Source organism: Salegentibacter sediminis (assembly GCF_002078605.1).
GTDB lineage: Bacteria > Bacteroidota > Bacteroidia > Flavobacteriales > Flavobacteriaceae > Salegentibacter > Salegentibacter sediminis.
The window spans coordinates 402,483-427,737 of the sequence record NZ_MSJR01000002.1 but is presented as its reverse complement, the minus strand read 5'-3'; the positions used below and the strand labels follow the sequence as shown (position 1 = coordinate 427,737).

Sequence of the window (25,255 nt, the reverse complement as noted above, 5' to 3'; positions counted from 1 at the left end):
AAATGACCATGGTGATAATTGGACTTATGTTAGCACAGTAAACCACTATTTATATGGCAGCGGTTTCTTCTTTGTAGATGAAAATACAGGATATTCTATTGGGGGAGGAACTTCAGATGTTTTTAAAACTACTAATGGTGGAATAACCTGGAATAAACTAGAAATAACTGTTGATGAAGGTTTAAGTTCGATTTATTTTATTAATGAAGATATTGGATTTATATCGGGCGGATATAACCGTAAAAAAGTTATGAAAACCGTTGATGGCGGTAATACTTGGAATAAGGTATTAGATACTGAATTTGGAAATATTCAATTTCTAAATACCCAGGTTGGATATGGTAACCGAATAGGATATTTTGGTGGGCGCTTATATAAAACAATAGACGGTGGCAATACATGGGATTATATACTAGAGGTTGATCAAGACATAAATTCATTTCATTTTATAGATGAAAATATAGGTTATATTATTGGAGACAACGCCTTAATACAAAAAACTGATGATGGCGGCGCCACCTGGAAGGAACTTTCTATTCCATACGAGTATTATGAGCTAGTTAAATTTTATACGGAAGATATAGGGTTTATTGTAGACGAGGAGGGAAAAATTTATAAAACTGAAGATGGAGGAGAAAATTGGAAATTTCTTACCATCCATTATGGAACCAGGTCTATTGAGTTAACTAATGAACACATTTTTACTGCTGGCTCTAATGGCAAAATCTACAGAAGTGAAACAGGATTCGATTTAGAAAATGAAATTGATACAGATATATTTTCAATAAAAGTTAGTCATGAAACATGTGCAGGAAAGAATAATGGAATTATTCTTATTGAAACTTCAGAAGAGAACGAATTTTCTGTATCGATAAATGGTGAAAATTATAAGTTCACTCAAAGATTGCTTCTCGAAGATCTTCCTGCTGAGCATTATTCTTTTTGTATAACTACAGAATCTAACCCCGATTTTGAACAATGTTTTGAGTCTATAATCAAACCAGGTGGCGAATTAGAAGGCAGAATACAATCGCAAAATCAATTTAAAGAGGTTTTTGTGAAAGTTAATATTGAAAAAGGAACAGGTCCTTTTTTAGCTACACTTAATGGAGAAGTGTTAGGTATTTATAATTCTTCTACTTTCACAATAAATACGGGTAAGGAAGGAATACTTGAAATTACATCAAATAAGTTATGTGAAGGAACATTACTTTTTAATATCGAGAACACTACATCTGTATTTGCTTATCCAAATCCTACTAGTTCCTATATTAATATAAGCATCCCCGAAACACGTTTTTCTCAGGTCCCAGTTTCTATATATAACAATTCTGGTCAACTTTTTTATTCAGATAAAAAAACAGTCAAAAATAAGACTATAACACTTCAAGTTGAAGATTTTAGCACAGGTGTTTATTACGTTATTTTAAAATTAGAAACCCCCCGAATCCTTAAATTTTATAAGAAATGAAAAATATAATTATTTTCTTCTTCAGTCTAATTCTTTTAACCTCTTGTTCAGGAGATTCTGATGGTACCGACGAAATAATATCTCAAAACGAAGCACCTAGTAGTCCCTCACTCTCACTTCCTGAGAATGATTTATATTGTAGCACAAATGATCTTAATTTCAAATGGTCTTCTTCTACAGATCCGGAAGGGGATGAAGTTTCATATCTATTTGAACTAGCTGAGGATAGTGATTTTACTGAGATGTATTTTGAAACTGAAATTTCTAATTTAACTATAAATATAGAGGTTCCGAAAGGAAAAAATTTTTATTGGAGAGTTAGGGCAAAAGATGATAAAAATAATTACAGTACTTATTCTTCAACCCGAAGCTTTTATACCGAGGCAGAGCAAACCTCTAATTCCCTACCCTCCGTTCCTCAGTTAGTTACCCCTGATAACAATTCTGTAATTGCAGAATTAGAAGTTGAACTTCAATGGGAGTCAACAGATGAAGATGAAGATATCTTACGATACGATCTATATTTTGGAACTAATTCATCCCCTGTATTGATTGAGGAAAACCTGGAAGAAAATTACTATTCAATCATTAATCTAAGTCCTGGCACAACCTACTATTGGCGTATAAAAGTAAAAGATGGAAATAGTGGAGTAACTATTGGACAATTCTGGAGCTTTAAAACTCAATGAATTATGAAAGTTCTAATTTAGAGAAATTAAACTTAAGCCGATTCATCGCAAATAGACGGCAGCCTTAGAAAGAAAATAATTAACTTGACCAACAAACCGGGTCTAAGCCACCATTCCGATAGCTATCGGGAGCGTCCCCTACCCCGCCAACATGCGATATCGAAACCCGTAACTAGCTTGTATACGCTATGGTAAAACCGGAGGAAGATTTAAGTACTGCAGGCCTGTGCCCGCATCTTGTTTATGCTCCCCGCATTCAAAGGGAACTTGCATAACAGGATTTAGATAATCCTAATTACATCCGGTCCTGGAAATACAAAAAGTACTGCCAGTGCCTGCAACTTTTCTTGTTTTTGCTCCCCGCTTTCAAAGTGCCTTTGAGCGGGTTTCAAAAACAAGAAAAGTGATGCTTTCGCATCACTTTTTGTGCTTGTCGGGATGACAGGATTTGAACCTGCGACCCCACGCCCCCCAGGCGTATACGCTACCAGACTGCGCCACATCCCGATTAATAATTAAGGCTCAATTTCAGTTTTTAAGACTTTTGGATATTAAAATACCCGTAAAGCTTTTGGGGCAGCCTGTCCTGAGCAAAGACGAAGGACCACATCCCAATAATGTTTTGCAAATTAAACGGCTTCCCTCCAATTTTCAAAGAGAATGTTATTTTTTTTAAGCACTAAAAATCTAAACCATTCAAACAGGGGGAATTAAAACTTCCCCTAAAAAATTAGCCTGGAGTAATTGTTGATTATTCGACTGGTGAGCAAGTTTCTTTGAAAACAATTTAAGGATTACCTCCCTCCGGTCGGTGATCCTAAAAGAGGAAGTGATAAAGAAAAGCCCACAGGCTAACGCCTGCCTGGTCTTTTTTGTTGCTTCTGCGGCTAGAAAGCAAGCTTTCGCCCTGGAGCAACAAAAAAGCCCCACACATTCCGTGCAGGGCTTTTCTTTGTCGGGGTGGCAGGATTCGAACCTGCGGCCTCCTGCTCCCAAAGCAGGCGCGATAACCGGGCTACGCTACACCCCGCGATTACAGCTTGCGCTGTAGTTCAATGTTTCAATGTTCAAGGTTACTTTCTCGGGAAAATCAGAAACCACCTTCCTTTAAATTTCTTGAAACTGAATTTTAAAAAAGAACTTCTGCCGTTAAGCGGCTGCAAATATAATAATTCCTTTGGGATAGCAACAAGAACTTTAGATTTTTTATATCTTAGTTAATTCAATTTATTGGAGCAGTCAAATTATCTAATCACCAAAACTATTGATATGAAACGAGTATTATTATCCCTAAGTATGATTCTTGCCCTTTCGGCTTGTGGGGAGAATCAAAAATCTTCAGAAAAGGCTACAAAAACGGAAACTGAGGAACAAGAAGTTTCAACCAGGGAAGGTCTTGAAGAACAACCAGAGGCAGGAACCCCTGAGACAGATTACGAACACGAAGTAGTGGTTTCCGGACTTAATATTCCATGGAGTTTTACCTTCTTACCAGATGAAAGTATGCTCGTTACCGAAAAAAGCGGAGAGCTTTTCCATTTTAAAGATGGTAAGAAGCAATCTATATCAGGAGTTCCAGATGTTTATACCCAGGGTCAGGGTGGTTTGCTGGAAGTAGCCCTTCACCCCGATTATAAAACAACCGGCTGGATCTACCTGACTTTTTCTTCTGAAGAAGGAGAAGGCGATGGCGGAAACACTAAATTGGTTAGAGCTAAACTCAACAATAATCAACTTACCGATATAGAAGATCTTTACAAGGCGGAACCGAATACCACCAAAGGCCAGCATTTTGGTTCGAGAATTGTTTTTGATGAAGCCGGGCATTTGTATTTCACTGTAGGCGACCGTGGAAATCGTGATGAGAATCCACAGGATATAACCCGGGATGGCGGAAAAGTATACCGCTTAAATCTTGATGGAAGTATTCCTGAAGACAATCCATTTGTGGGAGAAGAAAATGCTAAAGAAGCTATATTCTCCTATGGCCACCGCAATCCGCAGGGGATGATCTATCATCCTGAAACCGGGGAAGTTTGGCTTCACGAACACGGCCCACAAGGTGGAGATGAGATCAACATTGTACAAAAGGGACTAAATTATGGTTGGCCAACGGTGACTTACGGCATTAATTACGATGATTCCATTATCACCGAACAAACCGGCGGACCTGATTTTGAAGACCCCATTTTTTATTGGCTTCCATCTATAGCTCCAAGTGGATTTGTTTATGTTACTTCAGATAAATACCCTGACTTAAAAGGTGATTTATTGGTGGGGTCTTTAAAATTTCAATATCTCGAACATCTTGAACTAGACGGAACAAAAGTTGGTAAAAGAACAAAACTTTTGGATGGCGTGGGAAGACTTCGTGATGTGCGCGAGGGGCCAGATGGCTTTATCTATGCTGCTATTGAAGGCACCGGAATTGTGAAGTTATTGCCAAAAGAAGATGCTTCAAATTAATTAGAAGAATTAGTTATAAATAGGCATTTAAAGAATTTCAGGGTTTGGGGCAAATAATTAAATTTGCCCCAAACTATTTTAGATGCTAATCATAGGAATCGCCGGCGGCACAGGAAGCGGGAAAACCACCGTTGTAAACCAGATCATTGAGGAATTAAAAAATGAAGAAGTAGATGTGATCTCCCAGGATCATTACTACCAGGACCTTAGCCACCTGAATATGGAAGAAAGGGTGAAAACGAATTTTGATCATCCGCAGTCTATAGATTTTGAATTACTGGTACAGCATCTTCAGGAACTAAAAGCGGGCAAAACTATATATCAGCCTGTTTATTCTTTTAAAGAACATAACCGCACCAGCGAAACGGTTAAAACCGAACCCCGAAAGGTAGTAATTGTGGAGGGTATCTTAATCCTCACCAATCCCGAGATCAGGAAAATGTTCGACATTAAGATCTATGTTCATGCCGATAGTGATGAACGCCTTATCCGCAGGTTAAAACGTGATATTAATGAGCGCAGCAGGGATCTGGATGAAGTGCTATGGCGTTACCAGACCACTCTTAAACCTATGCACCAACAGTTTATAGAACCTACCAAAGAATTCGCTGATATTATCATTCCCACCAACCGTTATAATACCGTGGCTGTTGATATTGTGCAAACCATAATCAAGGACCGCTTGACCTAATTTTGTATCTTTATCCAGTATGAAATTAAAAGAACTGCGAAAAAAATCCTGGTTTAGATTTCTTAGCAACAAATACGTGCTGTTGAGCCTTATTTTTGCAGGTTGGATGATCTTTCTGGATAGCAATTCCTGGTTTATTCATAATGAACTCAACCAGGAGCTCAATGAGCTGGAAGAAAATAAAAACTATTACCGCAACGAGATCGCCAAAGATAAAGCTGTTATCGAACAACTACAGGACTCGGTGGAGCTCGAAAAATTCGCACGCCAAAAATACTTTATGAAACGTGCCGATGAGGATATCTATATCATAGAATACGACACGATAGATTAAGGTACCCAAAACCAAAAATCTTTAAAATGAAAGAATCATTATTTCAGGAATTCGAAGAGGTTTCTGCAAAGCAATGGAAACAAAAGATACAATTCGACCTAAAAGGTGCCGATTATAACGAAAAACTCATCTTTAATTCCCTCGATGGAATATCGGTAAAGCCTTTTTATACTACTGAAGATATAAGTGAGGCTGTTCACCTGGAATCTCCTACTCATTGGAATATTTGTGAAAAGATTTATGTGAGTTCTGCAGAGGTTGCCAACAAAAAAGCACTTCATGCTTTAAAAAAAGGTGCTGAAAGCCTCTGGTTTGAAATACCAACAGAAGAGATTTCCATAGAAGAATTATTGGAAGAAATCAACCTTAAAACCACAGCCGTTTACCTAAAACCTGAATTTTTATCTGAAGACTTTTTCAATCGTTTGCGAAAGTATCTGGAGGCTAAGGAAAATCAGGTTTACCTACAAACAGATATTATCGGGAAGTTGGCCCGCTCGGGAAACTGGTTCTTTAACCTAAAAGAAGATCATAGCATTTTAGATCAAATCTTTTCCAAATCTGAAGATTTTTCCTCTGTTATAAGCATAAACACCGACCTGTACCAAAATGCCGGTGCTAATATTCCGCAGCAACTGGCTTATGCCATGGCTCACGTAAATGAATACCTGAACCATATAGATCAGTCTTCAGGAAAAGAAAAAAATAATAAAACGAAGTTTCTGCCACAGTTCATAGTGGCTTCGGGACCTGATTATTTCTTTGAAATTGCGAAAATAAGAGCGCTGCGCTGGTTATATTCAAGTCTGGCGAAAGAATATGATTTTTCGGAAAAATCTCACATCCTGGCCCAACCCACCAAACGCAATAAGACGCTTTATGATTATAATGTGAATTTGTTGCGCACCACTACCGAAAGTATGAGTGCCGTTCTTGGCGGAGCCAATACTATTTACAATTCGCCTTATGACGCTATTTATCACAAAAACAACGATTTTGGAGAGCGCATAGCCCGGAATCAGTTATTAATCCTGAAACACGAAGCCTATCTGAGTAAAGTTAGTAACGCAGCTGAAGGCACTTACTATATTGAAAGTTTAACCCGCCAATTTGCTGAAAAAGCCCTGGAAATCTTCAAAGAAATCGAGATGGGCGGCGGATTCCTAAAGCAATTGAAAGCCGGGATTATTCAGAAGAAAATAAAGGAAAGCGCCAAAAAAGAACAAAAGCAATTTGATGATGGAGAATTGACCCTTATCGGGACAAATAAATTTGAGAATTTGAATGACAGGATGCAGGAGGAGTTAGAATTATACCCATTTCTGAAGAAAAACAAGCGCAAAACCCTACTGGAACCCATCCTGGAGCGCCGATTGAGCGAAAAATCGGAACAGGAAAGATTGGAAAAGGAATCTGCAGAAAATTAAAATCTACCGGAAATGTCAAGAAAAAATCTTCAACATATAAAGTTAGCAACACCCAATAAAGAGGAGATCCAGAACTCAAAACCCTATAAAACTCCCGAAGGTATCAACCTTAAACAAACCTATTCCAAAGAGGATCTAAAAAAGGCCGATCATCTCAATTTTGCCGCTGGAATTCCGCCTTATCTTCGTGGGCCTTACAGCACGATGTATGTCTCCCGCCCCTGGACCATCAGGCAATACGCCGGTTTTTCAACTGCTGAAGAGAGCAATGCCTTTTACCGTAGAAATCTGGCTGCAGGACAGAAAGGTCTCTCTGTGGCTTTTGATCTACCCACTCACCGCGGTTACGACAGCGACCATGAGCGCGTGGTTGGAGATGTTGGAAAAACCGGGGTCGCTATAGATTCGGTTGAAGATATGAAAATCCTTTTCGACCAGATCCCACTTGATAAAATGTCGGTCTCAATGACGATGAACGGGGCTGTTTTACCCATTATGGCCTTTTATATCGTCGCTGCGGAAGAACAGGGCGTGAAACCTGAACAGCTTTCGGGAACTATTCAGAATGATATTCTGAAAGAGTTTATGGTGCGAAACACCTACATCTATCCCCCTGCTCCATCGATGAAGATTATTTCTGATATTTTTGAATATTCTTCGAAGAATATGCCAAGGTTCAACAGTATTAGTATTTCGGGTTATCATATGCAGGAGGCCGGTGCTACCAACGACATTGAGTTGGCTTATACCTTAGCAGACGGACTTGAATATATTAGAGAGGGCCTAAAAGCCGGGATGGAAATAGACACTTTTGCACCACGCTTATCCTTTTTCTGGGCTGTAGGGATGAACCATTTTATGGAGATCGCTAAGATGCGGGCAGGAAGGATGCTGTGGGCAAAACTGGTCAAACAATTCAATCCTAAAAATCCTAAATCCCTTTCTCTTAGAACTCATAGCCAAACCAGTGGTTGGAGCTTAACAGAACAGGATCCTTTCAACAATGTTGCTCGTACCTGCATTGAAGCTGCTGCTGCAGCTTTTGGTGGAACTCAAAGCTTACACACCAATGCCCTGGACGAAGCAATTGCTCTGCCTACAGATTTTTCAGCAAGAATAGCAAGAAACACGCAGTTACATCTTCAGGAGGAAACAGGAATCACTAAAACTGTAGACCCATGGGCCGGGAGTTTTTATGTAGAAAAACTTACCGAAGAGATCGCTCAAAAAGCCTGGAAATTAATTGAAGAGGTTGAAGAGCTTGGCGGAATGACCAAAGCCATTGAAGCAGGAATACCCAAATTGAGAATCGAGGAAGCTGCGGCAAGAAAACAGGCCAGGATAGACAGCGGGACCGACATTATTGTGGGTGTAAACAAATACCGACGAGAAAAAGAAGATGAATTGGTTACCCTGGAAGTGGATAATCAAACGGTAAGAAAACAACAGGTCGAAAGGCTGGAAAAGATAAGAGCTGAAAGGAATAGTGAAAAAGTGAAAGCTTCTCTCGAAAATCTTACCAACGCAGCCAGGGAAGAAAACGGAAATTTATTAGCTTTAGCCGTAGAAGCAGCCAGAAACCGGGCTAGCCTGGGTGAAATAAGCGATGCCCTCGAGAAAGTCTACGGTCGCTATAAAGCAAAAATTCAATCCTTTAGCGGGGTATATTCCAAAGAAATGAAAGACGATACTTCCTTTAAGAAGGCCAGAGAAATGGCTGATCAATTCGCTGAACAGGATGGACGACGTCCACGTATTATGATCGCGAAGATGGGCCAGGATGGGCACGACCGTGGCGCAAAGGTTGTGGCCACGGGATATGCCGACCTCGGCTTTGATGTAGACATAGGCCCATTATTTCAAACGCCCCGGGAAGCGGCAAAACAAGCCGTAGAGAACGATGTTCACATCCTGGGAATATCATCACAGGCAGCCGGCCATAAAACCCTTGTGCCGCAGGTGATCGAAGAATTAAAAGCCCTTGGGCGCGATGATATTATGGTGATCGTAGGTGGAGTAATTCCTTCGCAGGATTATAAATTTCTTTTTGATGCCGGAGCCGTGGCTGTTTTTGGGCCCGGCACTAAAATCAGCGAGGCGGCAATAAAATTGCTCGAGATCCTGATAGAGGAATAGACTAAAACCAAGAAAAATCCCGATCTTAGGGAATAAATTTTGAAAAAATGAACTACACACAAAAGATGCTTCGTGACGATGCCTTAAAAGGAAAAAACATTGTGGTCACAGGAGGGGGTAGCGGCCTGGGAAAAGCGATGACCAAATATTTCATGGAACTGGGAGCGAAAGTCGCCATAACTTCCCGGAACCTGGATAAGCTCCAAAATACAGCGAAAGAACTGGAAGAAGAAACCGGGGGTAAATGTTTTGCAGTACAATGTGACGTAAGAAATTATGATGAAGTTAAAGCGATGCGCGATGCGGTGCTTAAGGAATTTGGTAACGTTGATATTTTATTAAACAACGCCGCCGGAAACTTCATCTCCCCTACCGAGCGACTAAGTGCCAATGCTTTCGATACCATAATTGATATTGTTTTAAAGGGAAGTAAAAACTGTACCCTGGCTTTCGGGAAACACTGGATAGACAAACAAGAAAAAGACAAAACCGTTCTAAATATCGTGACTACTTATGCCTGGACAGGTTCGGCCTATGTCGTGCCCAGCGCTACCGCAAAAGCCGGGGTCCTGGCGATGACACGTTCCCTGGCGGTAGAATGGGCAAAATACGGGATTAGATTTAATGCAATAGCGCCCGGCCCGTTTCCAACAAAAGGTGCCTGGGATCGTTTATTACCTGGAGACCTGAAAGAAAAATTTGACCTTTCTAAAAAGGTACCTTTGAAACGGGTTGGTGAGCATCAGGAATTGGCAAACCTTGCCGCGTATCTGGTTTCCGATTTTTCGGCATATGTTAACGGAGAAGTGATTACCATAGACGGCGGCGAATGGCTGAAAGGCGCAGGACAATTTAACCTATTGGAAGCAATTCCCGAAGACCTATGGGATCAACTGGAAGCAATGATTAAAGCCAGGAAAGGTAGCTAAGCTCCAATTCCATAATTTTTTAAATAAGGGGAAAACCGGAGGAGAAAGCTTCGGTTTTTTCATTTACCCAATTCTTAACATTTTGGATGTTTTTTAGAGGAATGAAACAGCAAAAAGCCTTGAAACATCAGTCTTTACAATATGTACAAGCTGTTAACAAAATGATTTCATAAACCTATAATAAATTGTATTTTTACCTTTTAAAAATTGAACGGAATTAATGGGTAAAATCATTGCTATTGCCAACCAGAAAGGCGGCGTGGGAAAAACCACAACTTCGGTGAACCTTGCGGCCTCACTTGGAGTACTTGAAAAGAAAGTTTTACTAATTGACGCCGACCCGCAGGCGAATGCTACTTCAGGACTCGGAATTAACGTAGAAGAAGTAGAGTTAGGTACCTACCAGTTACTGGAGCATTCTATTCCTGCTGAAGAGGCGATCATGGAAACCAGCTCCCCCAACCTGGATATTATTCCTGCCCATATAGACCTGGTAGCGATAGAAATTGAGCTGGTAGACCAGGAAAATAGGGAGTCTATGCTCAAAAAAGCGATAAGCCCGCTTAAGGAGAAATACGATTATATACTCATTGATTGTGCTCCATCGCTGGGCTTATTAACCCTGAACGCCTTAACCGCGGCAGACTCTGTCGTGATTCCGATCCAGTGTGAATATTTTGCCCTGGAAGGACTCGGAAAACTGCTCAATACCATTAAAAGTGTTCAAAAAATCCACAATAATAAACTTGATATTGAAGGCCTCTTGCTTACTATGTACGATTCCAGGTTGAGATTATCAAACCAGGTGGTAGAAGAGGTTCAGAAACATTTTGGAGAAATGGTTTTTGATACAATCATTCAAAGGAATGTTCGTTTAAGTGAAGCCCCCAGCTACGGGGAGAGCATCATTAACTATGATGCAGGCAGTAAAGGAGCCAGCAATTATTTAAGCCTGGCCCATGAAATTATAAAGAAAAACTCATAGAAGATGGCGAAGGCTACCAAGAAACAAGCTTTAGGAAGAGGACTTTCGGCTTTACTGAAAGATCCGCAAAACGATATACAATCTGCAGAAGACAAGAACGCTGATAAACTGGTAGGCCATATAGTGGAACTTGAATTGGAGGCCATCGAGGTAAATCCATTTCAGCCACGAACCAGTTTCAATGAAGATGCGCTTAAAGAGCTCGCTTCCTCCATCAACGAATTGGGAGTGATCCAGCCAATTACAGTTAGAAAACTAGATTTCAACAAGTACCAGCTGGTTTCAGGAGAACGCAGATTCAGAGCTTCAAAAATTGTTGGACTAAAGACTATCCCTGCTTATATCAGGATCGCTAACGACCAGGAATCCCTGGAGATGGCTTTGGTAGAAAACATTCAGCGCCAGGATCTGGATCCCATTGAGATCTCCCTGTCTTACCAGCGACTTATAGATGAGATTAATCTCACCCAGGAACAACTTAGCGAGCGGGTTGGTAAAAACCGTTCCACTATTGCAAACTACCTTCGTTTGCTGAAGCTAGACCCCATCATTCAAACGGGAATGCGTGACGGTTTCCTGAGTATGGGCCATGGGCGTGCGCTTATCAACGTAGACGATCCGCAGAAACAATTGGATATTTATGAAAAAATCCTTCAGAAATCGCTTTCTGTAAGAGAAACCGAACAATTGGTAAGGGAAAATAATACCGGAAGCAAAGAGAAAAAAGGCAGTAAGGCCACTACCAGTGTTCCTAAAACCTATAAAAAAGGGATCAAGGAATTTTCTGAATACCTGGGAACAAAAGTGGATGTGAAATTAACCAGGAAAGGAAGCGGGAAACTAAGCATTCCTTTTAAATCGGAAGAAGACTTCAACAGAATCAAAAAACTCATCCAGGGTGAAGAGTAAATACCTTTTCACAGCAGTAATGCTGATTTTTTTTTCTTTCCAGGGATTCTCCCAGGATAGCCTGATGGTGGATACTCCACCCGCGGGGGAATTACCGGTGGTTGAAGAAAAAAAAGAAAAGGACTACAAACCCTATGACGCCCTTGCCCCATCCCGTGCCGCATTTTACTCGGCTATTTTACCTGGGCTTGGGCAGGCATACAACGGAAGCTACTGGAAAATCCCTATCGCTTATGGTGGGCTGGGAATTGGAGTTTATTTTTACATAAACAACGATAAGGAATTTAATCGTTATCGCGATGCCTATAAAGACAGGCTTGCAGGCAGGGTTGATGAGTTTCAGGGCAGAATTACTGACGACGGCCTCATAAGAGCACAACGTTTTTACCGCAGGAATAAGGAAATTTCCATTCTTGTAATTGCCGGGATTTACGCCCTTAATATTATTGACGCCAATGTAGAGGCCCATCTTCAACAATTTAATGTTAGCGAAGACCTTACGCTCCAGCCAAATATGAATTTTGATGAATTTTCAGGAAAGACACGTTATGGACTTTCCTTAAATTATAATTTTTGATTATGAAAATAGCGTTATTAGGTTATGGAAAAATGGGTAAAACCATTGAAGAAATTGCTCTGGAACGAGGCCACAAAATCACCTTGAAAGTAGATGAAGATATAGAAAGTTATGATCTCACCAATCTCGATGCCGATGTAGCTATAGATTTTAGCGTTCCCAAAGCCGCTTTTAAAAATATCACCACCTGCTTCGAACTGGGAATTCCGGTTGTGAGTGGAACTACCGGTTGGCTAGACCATTATGATAAAGCAGTGGAAATTTGTGAAAAACACGACACAGCTTTTTTATATGCTTCCAATTTTAGCATTGGGGTTAATTTGTTTTTCGAACTCAATGAAAAACTGGCTGAAATGATGAAAAACCTTAAGGAATATTCGGTAGAGGTTGAAGAAATACATCACGTCCAGAAACTTGATGCCCCAAGTGGCACTGCTATTAGCCTGGCTCAGCAAATTATTGCCAATAATCCTAACAAAATAGCCTGGCAACTGGATCACGCTGAAAATGATGAGATTCCCATTTACGCAAAGCGTGAAGCCAATGTGCCGGGAACCCATACCGTATCTTATAAATCTGAAATAGATTCAATTGAGATCAAGCACACCGCCCATTCCAGACAGGGATTTGCAAAAGGCGCGCTTATTGCCGCGGAATGGATAAAAGGGAAAGAAGGCATTTACAGAATGCAGGATGTTCTATCCGAAATTTTAAAATAATGTAACAAATTGGGCCCCGAGGGCTCTAACAAAGCAAAACATTTCATTATGACATTTACGCAATGGTTTTTGTTTTTCCTGCTTGTACAGGTAATCCATTTTTTAGGAACCTGGAAATTATATAAAAAAGCGGGAAGGCAGCCCTGGGAAGCAGCAATTCCTGTATATAATGCAGTTATTCTAATGAAAATTATAAACCGGCCCTGGTGGTGGGTTATTCTGCTTTTTATCCCTATTGTTAACCTTATAATGTTCCCCGTTATCTGGGTGGAAACCATAAGAAGCTTTGGACGTCATAGCACTACAGACACCTTCCTGGTAATCCTTAGCTTAGGCTTTTATATTTACTACATCAATTATGCTACTGATGTTAAATACATTGAAGACCGCAGCCTTAAACCCAGAACAGCTACGGGAGAATGGGTGAGTTCGATTTTGTTTGCGGTTATCGCCGCTACCATTGTCCACTCTTACGTAATGCAACCATTTACTATCCCTACCTCTTCCCTTGAAAAAACCTTGCTGGTAGGCGATTTCCTGTTTGTAAGTAAGTTTCATTACGGAGCTCGATTACCAAAAACAGCAGTGGCTTTTCCAATGGTGCACGATACCATTCCGATCCTTGGGACAAAATCCTATCTCAATAACCCACAGATCCCTTACACCCGTTTGCCCGGTTTTCAGGAGATAAAAAGAAATGATATTGTGGTTTTCAACTGGCCGGTTGATACGGTTAAACAATTTTTTGATCGTTCCGGGGAACGATATGACAAACCGATAGATAAAAAATCCAATTATGTGAAACGAGCGGTCGGACTTCCCGGTGATTCCCTCCACATAGAAAACGGAGAACTTTATGTGAACAATAAAGTTCTTGAGTTACCCGACCGGGCCAGAACTCAGTTCTCTTATTCAGGAAAAACCAAGGGGCAGGGTTTTGATCCCCGATTCCTATATGAAGAATATGATATTACCGATGGCTTTTATTACAATCCTAATAATAACGAATTTTTCTTCAGGGCGCTAACCGAGGATACCTATAACCGTCTACGGAATCATCCTAACGTAGAGTTTATCCAGCGCTATATCGATACCTCGAGCACAGCCTCAAAAGGGATCTTTCCTAATAATGGAAAATTACCCTGGAACAACGATAATTTTGGACCTATATATATTCCGAAGAAGGGTGACAAAGTTGAGTTAACTGCACAGTCCATGCCTTTCTACAGGCAAATAATTGAGACCTACGAAGGTTTGGAGATGGGCAAACCAAAAAAAATAAGCCTCAACGGCACCCAGGTTTTAATAAATGGAAAACCAGCAGACTCCTATACCTTTAAGCAGGATTACTACTGGATGATGGGAGACAATCGACACAACAGTGAGGATAGTCGTTCCTGGGGTTATGTACCGGAGAATCATGTGGTAGGTAAGCCTGTATTTATCTGGATGAGTTGGGATGCCAATGCCAACGGAATAATAAATAAAATACGTTGGGATCGGGTTTTTACTACGGTAAAAGGAGATGGTACTCCTGTTTCCTACCTCCCCTACTTCCTGATTCTTTTAGTACTTATATTCGCCTTTAATTATTTTAAAAAACGAAGGGAAAATTCTTAGGATGAAAGAGGTTTTGTTACATCCTGCCTATTTTGGGCCCATTTCACAATTTGTAGCATTAGCGAAAGCTGAAAAGGTAGTTTTTGAAAACGAAGACAATTACCAAAAACAAACTTTTAGGAACCGGATGTACATTTATGATTCTAATGGGAAATTACTGCTGAATATCCCTATCAAACATCGCTCTGCGCTTACGGGAGAACCAAAAATTTCCGGGAAACATCAGCTGTATAAAGAAGTGCAGATCGAGAATGAATTCGAGTGGCAGAAACAGCATTGGCGGGCTCTCAAATCTTCGTACCAGACCTCGCCTTTCTTTGAGTTTTACGAAGATGAGTTACATCCCCTCTATCACAAGCACTTTAAATTCCTAATCGATTTTAATTATGCCTGTCTTGAGTTTATTACCGAATCGATTCAGTTGGAATCAGATTTCAGCAAAACTTCAGAATATATAAGAAGACCAGAAAATATTACAGATCTCCGGTCATTGATAAATGCAAAACAGAAAACTGGATTCCAGCATGACAGATATAACCAGGTTTTTGAAAACAAGCATGGATTCCTCCCGAATTTAAGCATTTTGGATTTGCTGTTTAATGAAGGGCCTAACAGCCTGGAGTACCTCGAAAATCAGGAGTTTAAAGCTGAAGCCTGGTCATGATCGGGTAGTGATCTGAATATTCTACCTTAAATCGTTCGTAAGACTGGATCTCTATAGCATCTTCAATTAATAAGAAGTCGATCCTGAGCGGGAAATAACTCAACTTAAAAGTCTCTCCAAAACCTGAGCCCGCCTCAAGAAAAGCATCCTGAAATCGTTTCTCAGGATTTATTTTCTCATAAATATAGGAGAAGATCGTATTATTAAAATCTCCTATGATAAGGGTTTTATATGGCGAGTTATTTACTTCTTCTATCAACATTTCGGCCTGTTCCTGCTGCATGGCAAATCCGGCGCCAATTCTCCCCAGGAGTTTTCTGGAATCCTCTTTCTGAAGTTCATCAATTTGAGGTTTAATATTCAGGGATTGAAAATGAACGTTAAAAACGCGAAGTGTATCTTTTTCTATTACGATATCCACATAGGTGGCATTATTGTTTCCCTGCTGTGGAAAATCGAGGGAATATCTATTAATAATAGGGTATTTTGAAAATATCGCAGAACCAAACTCGTCGTTTTTATTCTTTAATTTAATATAATAGTATGGGTAATCCCGACGAAGTCCTGAAGCCCCTACATAATACTCCTGCATCGCCAGAATATCTGGCGCTTGCTTATTCACGAAACCAGTAATCTTCTCGGGAATATCATCCTCATCTACCCAGTTGTAGGCATTAAACATGCGCACATTATAACTCATCACCGACAGCTGATCGTCATTTCTCTCACCTTCTTCTGCAGAAAACTGGTATAAACCGGTCACATAATTGAAACCCAGTAGTAGCACGATTAAAGAGAGCAGGAATTGTCTTTTAAATTTTAGTATCCAAAAAATCAGGAATACAATATTTAAAATTATCAATACCGGTACACCTAAACTTAGCACAGAAAGTAATGGAAATGACTTTGGCGGGATAAACGGAAGCAAATACGATAACAACAAAGCCGTGGCCGCAAGGGAATTTAAAATAAAGACTATTTTATCTAAAAAACTGAGCTTTTTCATCAATCTTCTTTTCCGGCTTTAAACAAAAAGTCCTTTTCCTCTTTGCTAAGACTGTCGTATCCACTTGTGCTAATCTTATCGAGAATATTATCTATACGCTTTTGCTTTTCGTTCTTGTTCATTCGGGAAGAAGTGCTGCGCCTCTTTCCAGTGGAAGTAGCTTTTTCTTTGCGGTAAACGGTTTTCATTTTTGCTTTTTTTGGCGAAGAAGAGAACATAGATGCAAAGCTATCCATAATCTTTTCAAACCAGGAACCAATATCATTTCCTTTCTGAAGTTGGGTAGTATAGACATAACCCAGTAATGCTCCACCCAGGTGCGCAAGATGCCCTCCAGCATTTCCCATTGGAATTTGAATAACATCCAACAAAACAAGAAATGCTGCGATATACCAAAATTTTATACTTCCCAAAAGCATCAATCTTACACGCATATTAGGAATATAGCTTGCTATACCTACTAAAACAGCCATAACCCCTGCAGAAGCTCCCAGGAGATAAGACCTGCCGGTAGCCGCGAATGCGGGAAAAAGATTATAGCTAAGCATATACACCAAAGCGCCCACGATTACTCCAAGAAAGAAATAATTAAGAAGACGTTTAGGAGAAAAGTAATTCAGAAAATAGATTCCGGAGAAATAAAGAATAAGCATATTAGAAAGGATATGCCAAATTCCACTATGCAAAAACGCATAGGTTATAATACTCCAGGGTTTAAAAATAAATTCCCCGGGTTCTTTGGGAAAGACAAACCACTCCATAAAAAAGTTGGAAGGAAACTGGAACAAGAAAGCTATGGTCCTGAAGAGGTATATTAATACAAACACCAGTACATTTACTGCGATAAGCTTTTCAACTACCGTGGCGGTTTGCAGTTTATATTTAAATTTATCTGAAGCTTTCATTAATCCCAACGATTTTGATTAAACTGGTTTTTCTTCCAGTACCACATCATTATAAAGCCGAACAGGGCACCACCTACGTGGGCAAAATGCGCAATTCCTCCACCAAATATAGAATATCCGGTAAACCCGGAGAAAAGGTCAATCCCGATTAATGCCGGTATAAAATATTTGGCTTTAATGGGTACAGGCACAAACAGCAGAAATAACTGCACATTAGGGAACATCATTCCAAAGGCGACCAGAATTCCATAAATAGCCCCGGAGGCTCCTACAGCCGGTGTATTAAAACTCACATAAAGATCCTGAAGCGTTTCTTTAGAAACCGATTCAAGGATCGCCGTAGAATATTCCCCGGTTTTCAACATAGTTTCTACTTCTCCCATCGTCATTCCGGCATCAAGAAGAGCATTATACCCGGTCTGGTACTCAAAGTAATTCACTAAGGTATGCAATAATGCAGCTCCTAACCCAGCTGAAAAGTAAAAGAACAGAAATTTTTTCTGTCCCAGCATTTGCTCTATGGGGCCTCCAAAAGCCCAGAGTGCATACATATTAAATAAAATATGGGTAAGACCACCGTGCATAAACATATGAGACAGAACCTGCCAGAACCTGAAGTTTTCATTTTCAACAAACCATAAGGAGAAGAGTTGATAGGCATAATCTCCCAAAAACTGGCTTCCAACAAAAAATATAATGTTGATAATTAAAAGTACCTTAACCGTTTCTGTAATTCTTCCCATTTACATAAATTTTTTGTCCAGTTCATCCACCGTAAGGGTCACAAAAACCGATCTGTTAGATGGGCTCAGGCTTGGTTCCTTACAGGCAAACAAACGGTTAACGATATGTTGTTGCTCGGTATTGTTCAGCAGCATCCCCGATTTTACCGCCATTCCTTTAGCCAGCGATCTTGCCAGCAAATCGGTTTGAGAAAAGCCATTATCGGGCACTTCATTTTCTAAATCTGAAAGCAGTTGCTCCAACAACATTTCTACCTCACTCTCAGAAATCAATGGAGGTATTCCGGATATTTCTACGGAATCCCTTTCCAGAGATGAAAATACAAATCCGGTTTGTTCCAGCGATTCCTTAATTTCCCCAAGCATTTCCATCTCATGGGATGAAAACTGCAATTTCAGCGGAAATAATAATTGCTGACTCACCGCGGCTGAAACTGTAATATTTTTCAGCAATTCCTCATACAAAATTCGGGTATGGGCCCGGTGCTGATCAATAACCAGAATTCCGCTTTTTAAAGTGCTTACTATATATTTTTTCTGAAGCTGAAATGTAGATTTTTCCGGTTCTGCTTCCGAAGAATCAAATAAACTTCCGGTAACCTCTTCGCTTTCAAATTCGATTTGATTTATTTCTTCTTTGTTTACAGGCTCATCCTGCATTCCTGAATACAGACTTTCCCACCGGGCAGCCGGCTCTTTTTTGAAGACCCCAGGATTATTTCTCCCCGAATCCTCCTGGAAAGGATTAAAATTCCTGTCTACTTCCACCCCGGGAACGCTGGCTTCTTTATTTTTATAATTATAAGGTGTGTCCAGGTTGGCATCGCGCTCAAAATCCAGTACGGGCGCCACATTAAACTGGCCAAGGCTATGCTTAATGGCACTTCTCAAGATAGCATAAAGCGCGTGCTCGTCATCAAATTTGATCTCGGTCTTGGTAGGATGTATATTGATATCGATACTTCGGGGGTCTACCTTCAGGTATAAAAAATAACTGGGATAAGACTTTTCTTTAAGCAAGCCATCAAAAGCGGCTGTTACCGCATGATTGAGATAAGGGCTTTTAATGAAGCGGGTATTTACAAAAAAGAATTGCTCTCCACGGCTTTTCTTTGCAAACTCCGGTTTACCTACAAAACCCGAAATCTCGACCAGCTCGGTTTCCTCGGTAACCGGCACAAGTTTCTCGTTGGTCTTGCCTCCAAATATATTGGTGATTCGTTGTCTGAAATTGGTTTCTGGCAATTTAAACAACTCGCTGCCATTATGAAAAAGGTCAAAAGCTATTTGCGGATGAGCAAGGGCTACCCGTTGAAATTCATCGATAATATGCCGGGTTTCCACCGCATCCGATTTCAGAAAATTACGACGAGCGGGAATATTATAAAAAAGGTTTTTCACGCTTATGGAGGTTCCCTGTGGGGTCACGCAGGCTTCCTGAGAAGTAACTTCACTACCTTCAATTTTTATAAAGGTTCCCACTTCGCTTTCCTTATCTTTTGTCTTTAACTCTACGTGAGCAATAGCAGCGATAGAAGCGAGGGCCTCCCCTCTAAATCCTTTTGTGGTAAGGCTAAACAGATCTTCAGCCGATTTAATTTTTGAAGTCGCATGACGTTCAAAGCTCATTCTCGCATCTGTAAGGCTCATCCCCAACCCATTATCTACAACCTGAATCTGGGTTTTCCCGGCATCCTTGATAACCACCTGAATTCGCGTGGCTTGTGCATCGATGGCGTTTTCCAGCAATTCTTTAATTACAGAAGCAGGGCGCTGCACCACTTCCCCGGCAGCAATCTGGTTGGCAACATGGTCTGGTAAAAGTTGAATTATATCACTCATTTAGCGAGCATTCGAAAAGATGGACAAATCAAAATCTATTATCCACAGGAAGATAAGCAGCAGGATTGCGATAATGATTAATACCCGGGTGTTGATTTCCCGATTTCCACGGTTACGGCTGGATTTACGTGCATCGGCCCAATGAGAACCAAAATCTATGGCATTGGTGGTATCCTTATATTTATGAAACTTAGAATCAAATTTATAAATATTACCGGTATCCTTTCCTTTATAATAACGGGGAGTGTAATTATAACGGGTATTCTTTTTAATTTTATTCAATCCAATCTTCAAAACAGGCTGCTTTATAATAGAAATCAAATTTACTCAAAAAGCTCCGAAATTCCGAAGCTGAGCGTCTTAAAGATTAACACAATAATAGTGCCGACCCAATAAGTTCCCGGGCTTATAAAAAAATCTAGAACCTGGCGTCCTTGCGAAGTTGTGCCATTTTAATGGCAGCAATAGCAGCTTCTGTACCTTTATTCCCGTGTTTTCCACCGCTACGGTCTATAGACTGCTGCATATTATCATCGGTAAGTACACAAAAAATTATGGGAGTATCATTTTGAACATTGAGGTCTTTTATGCCCTGTGTGACACCCTGGCATACAAAATCGAAATGTTTTGTTTCGCCCTGAATTACACTTCCTATGGCGATAATGGCATCCAGCATATCGAAGCTTTCCTGCATTTTTTTACAGCCGTAAATAAGTTCAAAACTGCCGGGCACATTCCAACGGGCAATTTTCTTGGGGTCAACCCCATTTTCAATTAAAGCCTCATAGGCCCCTTTATAAAGGGCTTCGGTGATATTATCATTCCATTCTGAAACAACAATCCCAAACCGGAAGTCTTCCGCGTTTGGGATTGTGTCTTTATCGTAAGTTGAAAGATTCTTTCCTTCAGTAGCCATATAATTAGTTATTAGCCTGAGCCTGTCCTAAATACACCGGAACCTGATCGGCCTCAGGGCTTTCTGGATATTCATCTCTTAATTTGGTAAGGTAATCTTCTGCTTCATTACTCTCCCCTATCTCAAGCGCAGTTATAGCCGCTTTCAATAAAAATTTAGGAGTAGTAAAGTCATTAGAACGCATGGAAGCTGCTTTATCATAATAATCTAAAGCCTCTTCGGGTTGCTCGAGTTGCATAAAAGCATCGCCAATTCCTCCTACAGCCAAAGCCGCCAGAATTTCGTCATCGCTTTTAAAATCTTCCAGATAATCTATAGCTTCCTGATATTTTCCAGTATGTAGATATGCAAATCCGGCATTGTATCTTGCAAGATTAGCTGCATCTGTACCGCCGTAATTCTCTATAATATCAAGAAAACCATATTTCCCTTCGCCCCCGTTTAGCGACAAAGTGTAGAGCGAATCACGATCTGCTCCGGCACTGTTCATGGCATTTGCAAAATAATTCTGAGCCTGAGCCATTTCATTTGCTGCCTCAGCTTCTTTAGGTTCCTGAATAAAACGTTGCCAGCCAAGATATCCTAAAACAGCCACAATAGCTACACCTACAATAATGTAGATATACTTTTGATTATCGGCTACCCAGGTTTCAGTCTTCGAGGCACCTTCATCAAGGGTATTAAATACTTCAGCGGTTGTAGATTCGTCTTCAACCTTTTGTTTGCGTTCTTCCTTATTAGATGGTTTATATCCCTTTTTCTTGTAAGTTGCCATAAAATCTGTTTAATGCGTCGCAAAAATAGGATTTTTATTGAAAATTAAAAGAGAAAATATTTGTATTTTTTTAATATTTTCGGGTCATTCGCTTAGTTTTGTAAAGAAAATTTTAACAGAAATCACCCGGCTGAACCTCAGAGTTTTATGCAACTTAAACATCTTAATCTTCTTCATTATAAGAACCTCGATTCGGCCACATTTGAGTTCGATGAAAAAATAAATTGTCTGGTTGGTCATAACGGAGTTGGTAAAACCAACGTTTTAGACAGCATTTATCACCTTGCTTTCGGAAAAAGCTATTTCAACCCCATCACCAGTCAGAATATCAACCACGATGCCGACTTCTTTGTGATTGAGGGAGAGTTCGAAAAGCTTGATAAAACCCAACAAATTGTAGTAAGTGCGAAACGCGGGCAGAAAAAACTGATTAAACGGAATAATAAACCTTACGAGAAGTTTAGTGACCATATTGGTTTTATTCCAGCCGTGATCATCTCCCCTGCCGACCGTGACCTTATTATCGAAGGTAGTGAAACCCGAAGAAAGTTTATAGACGGGGTGATCTCCCAAAGTGACCAGTTATATCTTAATAAATTAATTCCGTACGGCAAGATAATCGCCCAGCGTAATTCCCTGCTGAAATATTTTGCGGCAAATCATAGTTTTGACCGCGACACCCTGGAAGTGTACAATCTTCAGCTAAGCGAGCTAGGGCAGTATTTATTCGAAAAAAGGAAAAAATTCCTCAAGGAGTTTATTCCAATCTTTAATAAACGCTATAATGATATTACCGCAAATAAGGAAAAGGTTGATATAAGTTATAAGAGTCAGCTTTTTGAAAATCCTTTATCCACATTGCTGGAGGAAAATCTCCAGAAGGATATGGCACTTCAATATACCAGTGTAGGCACCCACAAAGATGATCTCAGTTTTGAGATAGAAGGTCACCCCATCAAAAAGTTTGGCTCGCAGGGCCAGCAAAAATCTTTTCTGGTTGCCTTAAAATTAGCGCAATTCGATTTCATAAAAGCTATAAGTAAAGTAAATCCCATTTTACTGCTGGATGATATTTTCGATAAACTGGATGAACAGCGTGTTGCCCATATTGTAGCCCTGGTGGCAACAAAGGAATTAGGCCAGATATTTATTAGTGACACCCACGCCGAGCGTACCGAGAAAGTTGTCCAGAACAGTAATCAAACCTATAAAATCTTCAAATTGTGAATAAAATAATTCTTTATTCTCTTATCGGAATCGTACTTTTAAGCTGCAATAAGCAAGATCCTGAAGCGCAGGTAAAATACATTGAGGGCTATTGGGAAATCGACAAAGCTGAACTCCCGGGCGATTCGGTAAGGAAATACTCTATTAATGAGAACATAGATTATTTCGAGATCACAGACAGTACTGGTTTCAGGAAAAAATTACAGCCTCAGTTTGACGGTAGTTATAAAACCAGTGCTAAGGCCGAGGAGCTTAGAATAAAAATTGAAGACGACAGCTTACGTCTTTATTACAAGACCCCTTTCGACCAATGGAAAGAAACACTGCTGGAGGCAGACGAAGAAAAAATGAGTATCCTGAATAAGGATGGAATTATTTACCATTATAAAAAATTCACCCCATTATTTGCTAAAGAAGATGAAGAAGAATAATAGAAGAAATAATGAGAATTTAAGCATAAGCGAGGTGCTAAAAGATTTTGTAGACAAGAATAAACTCCAACCCGGCCTTGATAAGGTAAATGTAAGAGATGTTTGGAACCGGGAAATGGGTCCAGCCATTAAGAAATATACCACAGGTATAAAACTTCAAAACGAAACTTTATATGTACAGTTGAGTTCCTCTGTTTTAAGGGAAGAATTAAGCTATGGAAAAGCCCGGATCATTAAGATGCTTAACGAAGAACTGGGCCGCGAGCTTGTAAAAAAACTGGTTTTACGCTAAACTTTCCAACTTTGCACAGATACTTTAAGATCTATAAACCCTACGGTTATTTAAGTCAGTTTATCACCAATGAGAGGCCAAGGAAAAAGAAAAAATTATTGGGTGACCTCTATGATTTTCCTGAAGGCACGATGTCAATAGGGCGTTTGGACCAGGATTCAGAAGGGCTTTTGCTGCTCACTACCAGTGGCAAAGTGAGTGCAGAAATTACCGGGAATAAGGTTGAAAAAGAATATTATGTACAGGTGGACGGGGAGATGACCGATGTAGCTGTAGACCTGTTGCGGGAGGGAGTCGAAATAAGTATTAACGGTAAAAATTATCAGACTTTGCCCTGCGAAGCTTTCAAGTTGGAGGAAAGACCTGTTTTTCCGCAGCGTGCTAAAAAGATAAGAGACGAGCGCCACGGCCCCACCAGTTGGGTATCTATAAGCCTTACCGAAGGAAAATTCCGGCAGGTGAAGAAAATGACAGCGGCAGTAGGTTTCCCAACTTTAAGGCTCGTAAGAGTACGAGTTGGAAACGAACAACTCGGCAATATGGATACCGGGCAGGTAATTGAACTCCATCATTTTGATTACTGAGTTCTTCGGAGCACCTTACCACTCCTTTCTTCTAAAAATTCAAAATCCTTTTTTGCGATTTTTCCAATTACCAGAACATATTTAAAACCTTTTCCATCCAATTTCCAGGATCTTTTCTATTTAGGTTGGCAGTATCCTGGCCAGGGCTGATAGTGGTTATCCCCCATTGCTAATACTATTGAATAGAAAAAATTTTAGGACTTCATTTTGCCGGCTATATCCACCATTCTTTTCACCTGGTGCGTAACCGCATTTTTAATCTTATCGTCTAATGAATCTTTACCGGCTGTTACGCTAAGCCCATAAGGATTACCTCCGGATTCAAATAAGCATTGATCGGTATAACCGGGGGCAACAATTATAGCTCCCCAGTGAATCATTGTTTTATATAAAGACATTAAAGTTGTCTCCTGACCTCCATGAGGATTACTGGCACTGGTCATTCCACTTACAATTTTATTCGCCAGTTTCCCCTTAGACCAAAGTCCGCCGGTGGTATCGAAAAACTGCTGCAGCTGTGAGGGTAAATTCCCATATCTGGTAGGCGTGCTAAAAATTATAGCATCGGCCCACTCTAAATCGTCTAAACCGGCTTCGGTAATATCTCTTGCAGCTTCCACATGTTTTTCCCAGTCTTTATTCTGGGATATCGCCTCTTTAGGTGCAGTTTCTTTGATCTTCCTGAATCTTACTTCGCCGGCGCCGGAGTTTTTCGCCGCCTCTTCGGCCCATTTAGCGAGTTGATGGTTTGTTCCTGTTGCACTGTAATAAATCACAGCTAAATTCACTTTATTCATAGCTTCATCTTTTTGTTGATTAATCTTTTCCCTTCAAGATAAAACATTCAAACACCAATTATTTTAAAATTAATATAAACTTTGCTTCGGTAATAAACCCAAAAAGCCACGAAGAGATTC

General features: G+C 40.2%; 26 protein-coding genes and 2 tRNA genes. 18 read left to right on the top strand and 10 right to left on the bottom strand.

The window, feature by feature from the left end:
• Both BUW93_RS06180 and BUW93_RS06175 read left to right on the top strand, forming a co-directional pair.
• On the top strand, window positions 1-1,471 hold a 1,471-nt coding region (locus tag BUW93_RS06180; RefSeq protein ID WP_157893291.1), incomplete at its 5' end, for a T9SS type A sorting domain-containing protein.
• Window positions 1,468-2,160: a fibronectin type III domain-containing protein gene (locus BUW93_RS06175; RefSeq protein WP_081210213.1), complete on the top strand. Its 693-nt coding sequence runs from the start codon at window positions 1,468-1,470 to the stop codon at window positions 2,158-2,160. The genes BUW93_RS06180 and BUW93_RS06175, both read left to right, overlap by 4 nt.
• 433 nt (window positions 2,161-2,593) lie before the next feature.
• Here the strand turns inward: BUW93_RS06175 and BUW93_RS06170 are convergent.
• Window positions 2,594-2,667, bottom strand: a tRNA-Pro gene (locus tag BUW93_RS06170).
• 448 nt (window positions 2,668-3,115) lie between these two features.
• Window positions 3,116-3,190 (bottom strand) — tRNA-Pro (locus tag BUW93_RS06165).
• A 239-nt stretch (window positions 3,191-3,429) separates the two neighbouring features.
• Here BUW93_RS06165 and BUW93_RS06160 point away from each other — a divergent pair.
• The 12 genes from BUW93_RS06160 to BUW93_RS06105 all read left to right on the top strand — a co-directional run bounded on the left by BUW93_RS06160 (window position 3,430) and on the right by BUW93_RS06105 (window position 15,617).
• Complete coding sequence (locus tag BUW93_RS06160) at window positions 3,430-4,626, top strand: PQQ-dependent sugar dehydrogenase (protein WP_081210251.1); 1,197 nt, start codon at window positions 3,430-3,432, stop codon at window positions 4,624-4,626.
• A gap of 82 nt (window positions 4,627-4,708) precedes the next feature.
• Complete coding sequence (gene udk, locus BUW93_RS06155; protein WP_081210211.1) at window positions 4,709-5,317, top strand: uridine kinase; 609 nt, start codon at window positions 4,709-4,711, stop codon at window positions 5,315-5,317.
• A 19-nt stretch (window positions 5,318-5,336) separates the two neighbouring features.
• On the top strand, window positions 5,337-5,651 hold the full coding sequence (locus tag BUW93_RS06150) for an FtsB family cell division protein (RefSeq protein ID WP_081210210.1): 315 nt from the start codon (window positions 5,337-5,339) through the stop codon (window positions 5,649-5,651).
• Between the two features lie 26 nt (window positions 5,652-5,677).
• A complete protein-coding gene (locus BUW93_RS06145) occupies window positions 5,678-7,078 on the top strand; it encodes a methylmalonyl-CoA mutase subunit beta (protein WP_081210208.1) in 1,401 nt (466 codons plus the stop codon).
• 12 nt (window positions 7,079-7,090) lie between these two features.
• Window positions 7,091-9,214 carry a methylmalonyl-CoA mutase gene (gene scpA, locus BUW93_RS06140; protein ID WP_081210206.1) on the top strand — a complete coding sequence of 708 codons (2,124 nt, stop codon included), beginning with the start codon at window positions 7,091-7,093 and terminating at the stop codon, window positions 9,212-9,214.
• A 47-nt stretch (window positions 9,215-9,261) separates the two neighbouring features.
• Window positions 9,262-10,143 carry an SDR family oxidoreductase gene (locus BUW93_RS06135; protein ID WP_081210204.1) on the top strand — a complete coding sequence of 294 codons (882 nt, stop codon included), beginning with the start codon at window positions 9,262-9,264 and terminating at the stop codon, window positions 10,141-10,143.
• Window positions 10,144-10,363: 220 nt separating this feature from the next.
• A complete protein-coding gene (locus BUW93_RS06130) occupies window positions 10,364-11,128 on the top strand; it encodes a ParA family protein (RefSeq protein WP_081210202.1) in 765 nt (254 codons plus the stop codon).
• Window positions 11,129-11,131: 3 nt separating this feature from the next.
• Window positions 11,132-12,037: a ParB/RepB/Spo0J family partition protein gene (locus BUW93_RS06125; RefSeq protein WP_081210200.1), complete on the top strand. Its 906-nt coding sequence runs from the start codon at window positions 11,132-11,134 to the stop codon at window positions 12,035-12,037.
• Entirely contained in the window at window positions 12,027-12,614 is a 588-nt protein-coding gene (locus BUW93_RS06120) for a DUF5683 domain-containing protein (RefSeq protein ID WP_110688274.1), read from the top strand. The genes BUW93_RS06125 and BUW93_RS06120 overlap by 11 nt, the downstream gene beginning before the upstream one ends.
• 2 nt (window positions 12,615-12,616) lie before the next feature.
• The gene (gene dapB / locus BUW93_RS06115) at window positions 12,617-13,333 is read left to right on the top strand and encodes a 4-hydroxy-tetrahydrodipicolinate reductase (protein WP_081210196.1); all 717 of its coding nucleotides are present in this window, start codon (window positions 12,617-12,619) and stop codon (window positions 13,331-13,333) included.
• 48 nt (window positions 13,334-13,381) lie between these two features.
• Window positions 13,382-14,953, top strand: a complete 1,572-nt coding sequence (gene lepB / locus BUW93_RS06110; RefSeq protein WP_081210249.1) for a signal peptidase I — start codon at window positions 13,382-13,384, stop codon at window positions 14,951-14,953.
• 1 nt (window position 14,954) lies between these two features.
• On the top strand, window positions 14,955-15,617 hold the full coding sequence (locus BUW93_RS06105; protein WP_081210194.1) for a WbqC family protein: 663 nt from the start codon (window positions 14,955-14,957) through the stop codon (window positions 15,615-15,617).
• On the opposite strand, the gene BUW93_RS06100 is transcribed toward BUW93_RS06105, so the two are convergent.
• From BUW93_RS06100 to BUW93_RS06070, 7 genes are all read right to left on the bottom strand, one after another.
• Window positions 15,595-16,623 carry an endonuclease/exonuclease/phosphatase family protein gene (locus BUW93_RS06100; RefSeq protein ID WP_081210192.1) on the bottom strand — a complete coding sequence of 343 codons (1,029 nt, stop codon included), beginning with the start codon at window positions 16,621-16,623 and terminating at the stop codon, window positions 15,595-15,597. The two genes, BUW93_RS06105 and BUW93_RS06100, sit on opposite strands and share 23 nt — an antisense overlap.
• Window positions 16,623-17,528: a rhomboid family intramembrane serine protease gene (locus tag BUW93_RS06095; RefSeq protein ID WP_081210190.1), complete on the bottom strand. Its 906-nt coding sequence runs from the start codon at window positions 17,526-17,528 to the stop codon at window positions 16,623-16,625. The genes BUW93_RS06100 and BUW93_RS06095 overlap by 1 nt, the downstream gene beginning before the upstream one ends.
• Window positions 17,528-18,271 (bottom strand): rhomboid family intramembrane serine protease, encoded by a 744-nt coding sequence (locus BUW93_RS06090; RefSeq protein ID WP_081210188.1) that lies wholly within the window; start codon window positions 18,269-18,271, stop codon window positions 17,528-17,530. The genes BUW93_RS06095 and BUW93_RS06090 overlap by 1 nt, the downstream gene beginning before the upstream one ends.
• Complete coding sequence (mutL, locus tag BUW93_RS06085) at window positions 18,272-20,113, bottom strand: DNA mismatch repair endonuclease MutL (RefSeq protein WP_081210186.1); 1,842 nt, start codon at window positions 20,111-20,113, stop codon at window positions 18,272-18,274. It lies immediately after the preceding gene.
• Window positions 20,114-20,407, bottom strand: a complete 294-nt coding sequence (locus BUW93_RS06080; protein ID WP_110688276.1) for a hypothetical protein — start codon at window positions 20,405-20,407, stop codon at window positions 20,114-20,116. It lies immediately after the preceding gene.
• Window positions 20,408-20,531: 124 nt separating this feature from the next.
• The gene (gene ribH, locus BUW93_RS06075; RefSeq protein ID WP_081210184.1) at window positions 20,532-21,029 is read right to left on the bottom strand and encodes a 6,7-dimethyl-8-ribityllumazine synthase; all 498 of its coding nucleotides are present in this window, start codon (window positions 21,027-21,029) and stop codon (window positions 20,532-20,534) included.
• A 4-nt stretch (window positions 21,030-21,033) separates the two neighbouring features.
• Window positions 21,034-21,804 carry a tetratricopeptide repeat protein gene (locus tag BUW93_RS06070; RefSeq protein ID WP_081210182.1) on the bottom strand — a complete coding sequence of 257 codons (771 nt, stop codon included), beginning with the start codon at window positions 21,802-21,804 and terminating at the stop codon, window positions 21,034-21,036.
• 147 nt (window positions 21,805-21,951) lie between these two features.
• On the opposite strand from BUW93_RS06070, the gene recF reads away from it, so the two are divergent.
• Genes recF through BUW93_RS06050 form a run of 4 tightly spaced genes read left to right on the top strand, consistent with a single transcriptional unit; the run spans window position 21,952 to window position 24,338 of the window.
• Window positions 21,952-23,031: a DNA replication/repair protein RecF gene (recF, locus tag BUW93_RS06065; protein WP_081210180.1), complete on the top strand. Its 1,080-nt coding sequence runs from the start codon at window positions 21,952-21,954 to the stop codon at window positions 23,029-23,031.
• Entirely contained in the window at window positions 23,028-23,462 is a 435-nt protein-coding gene (locus BUW93_RS06060; protein ID WP_110688273.1) for a lipocalin family protein, read from the top strand. The genes recF and BUW93_RS06060 overlap by 4 nt, the downstream gene beginning before the upstream one ends.
• Window positions 23,449-23,754, top strand: coding sequence for a DUF721 domain-containing protein (locus tag BUW93_RS06055; protein WP_081210176.1), 306 nt, complete (start codon window positions 23,449-23,451; stop codon window positions 23,752-23,754). Before BUW93_RS06060 ends, BUW93_RS06055 begins: the two co-directional genes overlap by 14 nt.
• Before the next feature lie 11 nt (window positions 23,755-23,765).
• Window positions 23,766-24,338, top strand: a complete 573-nt coding sequence (locus BUW93_RS06050; protein ID WP_081210174.1) for a pseudouridine synthase — start codon at window positions 23,766-23,768, stop codon at window positions 24,336-24,338.
• A gap of 194 nt (window positions 24,339-24,532) precedes the next feature.
• Here BUW93_RS06050 and wrbA read toward each other — a convergent pair whose 3' ends face one another.
• Entirely contained in the window at window positions 24,533-25,135 is a 603-nt protein-coding gene (gene wrbA / locus BUW93_RS06045; RefSeq protein ID WP_081210172.1) for an NAD(P)H:quinone oxidoreductase, read from the bottom strand.
• Window positions 25,136-25,255: the final 120 nt, after the last annotated feature.

Excerpts from the sequence above, each read along its gene's own strand:
- mutL (WP_081210186.1), bottom strand. The coding sequence starts at position 20,113 with ATGAGTGATATAATTCAACTTTTACCAGACCATGTTGCCAACCAGATT.
- BUW93_RS06105 (WP_081210194.1), top strand. The coding sequence starts at position 14,955 with ATGAAAGAGGTTTTGTTACATCCTGCCTATTTTGGGCCCATTTCACAA.
- lepB (WP_081210249.1), top strand. The coding sequence starts at position 13,382 with ATGACATTTACGCAATGGTTTTTGTTTTTCCTGCTTGTACAGGTAATC.
- BUW93_RS06095 (WP_081210190.1), bottom strand. The coding sequence starts at position 17,528 with ATGAAAGCTTCAGATAAATTTAAATATAAACTGCAAACCGCCACGGTA.
- BUW93_RS06150 (WP_081210210.1), top strand. The coding sequence starts at position 5,337 with ATGAAATTAAAAGAACTGCGAAAAAAATCCTGGTTTAGATTTCTTAGC.
- BUW93_RS06100 (WP_081210192.1), bottom strand. The coding sequence starts at position 16,623 with ATGAAAAAGCTCAGTTTTTTAGATAAAATAGTCTTTATTTTAAATTCC.
- BUW93_RS06090 (WP_081210188.1), bottom strand. The coding sequence starts at position 18,271 with ATGGGAAGAATTACAGAAACGGTTAAGGTACTTTTAATTATCAACATT.
- wrbA (WP_081210172.1), bottom strand. The coding sequence starts at position 25,135 with ATGAATAAAGTGAATTTAGCTGTGATTTATTACAGTGCAACAGGAACA.
- BUW93_RS06130 (WP_081210202.1), top strand. The coding sequence starts at position 10,364 with ATGGGTAAAATCATTGCTATTGCCAACCAGAAAGGCGGCGTGGGAAAA.
- recF (WP_081210180.1), top strand. The coding sequence starts at position 21,952 with ATGCAACTTAAACATCTTAATCTTCTTCATTATAAGAACCTCGATTCG.
- scpA (WP_081210206.1), top strand. The coding sequence starts at position 7,091 with ATGTCAAGAAAAAATCTTCAACATATAAAGTTAGCAACACCCAATAAA.
- ribH (WP_081210184.1), bottom strand. The coding sequence starts at position 21,029 with ATGGCTACTGAAGGAAAGAATCTTTCAACTTACGATAAAGACACAATC.
- dapB (WP_081210196.1), top strand. The coding sequence starts at position 12,617 with ATGAAAATAGCGTTATTAGGTTATGGAAAAATGGGTAAAACCATTGAA.
- BUW93_RS06125 (WP_081210200.1), top strand. The coding sequence starts at position 11,132 with ATGGCGAAGGCTACCAAGAAACAAGCTTTAGGAAGAGGACTTTCGGCT.
- BUW93_RS06160 (WP_081210251.1), top strand. The coding sequence starts at position 3,430 with ATGAAACGAGTATTATTATCCCTAAGTATGATTCTTGCCCTTTCGGCT.
- BUW93_RS06135 (WP_081210204.1), top strand. The coding sequence starts at position 9,262 with ATGAACTACACACAAAAGATGCTTCGTGACGATGCCTTAAAAGGAAAA.
- BUW93_RS06145 (WP_081210208.1), top strand. The coding sequence starts at position 5,678 with ATGAAAGAATCATTATTTCAGGAATTCGAAGAGGTTTCTGCAAAGCAA.
- udk (WP_081210211.1), top strand. The coding sequence starts at position 4,709 with ATGCTAATCATAGGAATCGCCGGCGGCACAGGAAGCGGGAAAACCACC.
- BUW93_RS06070 (WP_081210182.1), bottom strand. The coding sequence starts at position 21,804 with ATGGCAACTTACAAGAAAAAGGGATATAAACCATCTAATAAGGAAGAA.
- BUW93_RS06055 (WP_081210176.1), top strand. The coding sequence starts at position 23,449 with ATGAAGAAGAATAATAGAAGAAATAATGAGAATTTAAGCATAAGCGAG.
- BUW93_RS06175 (WP_081210213.1), top strand. The coding sequence starts at position 1,468 with ATGAAAAATATAATTATTTTCTTCTTCAGTCTAATTCTTTTAACCTCT.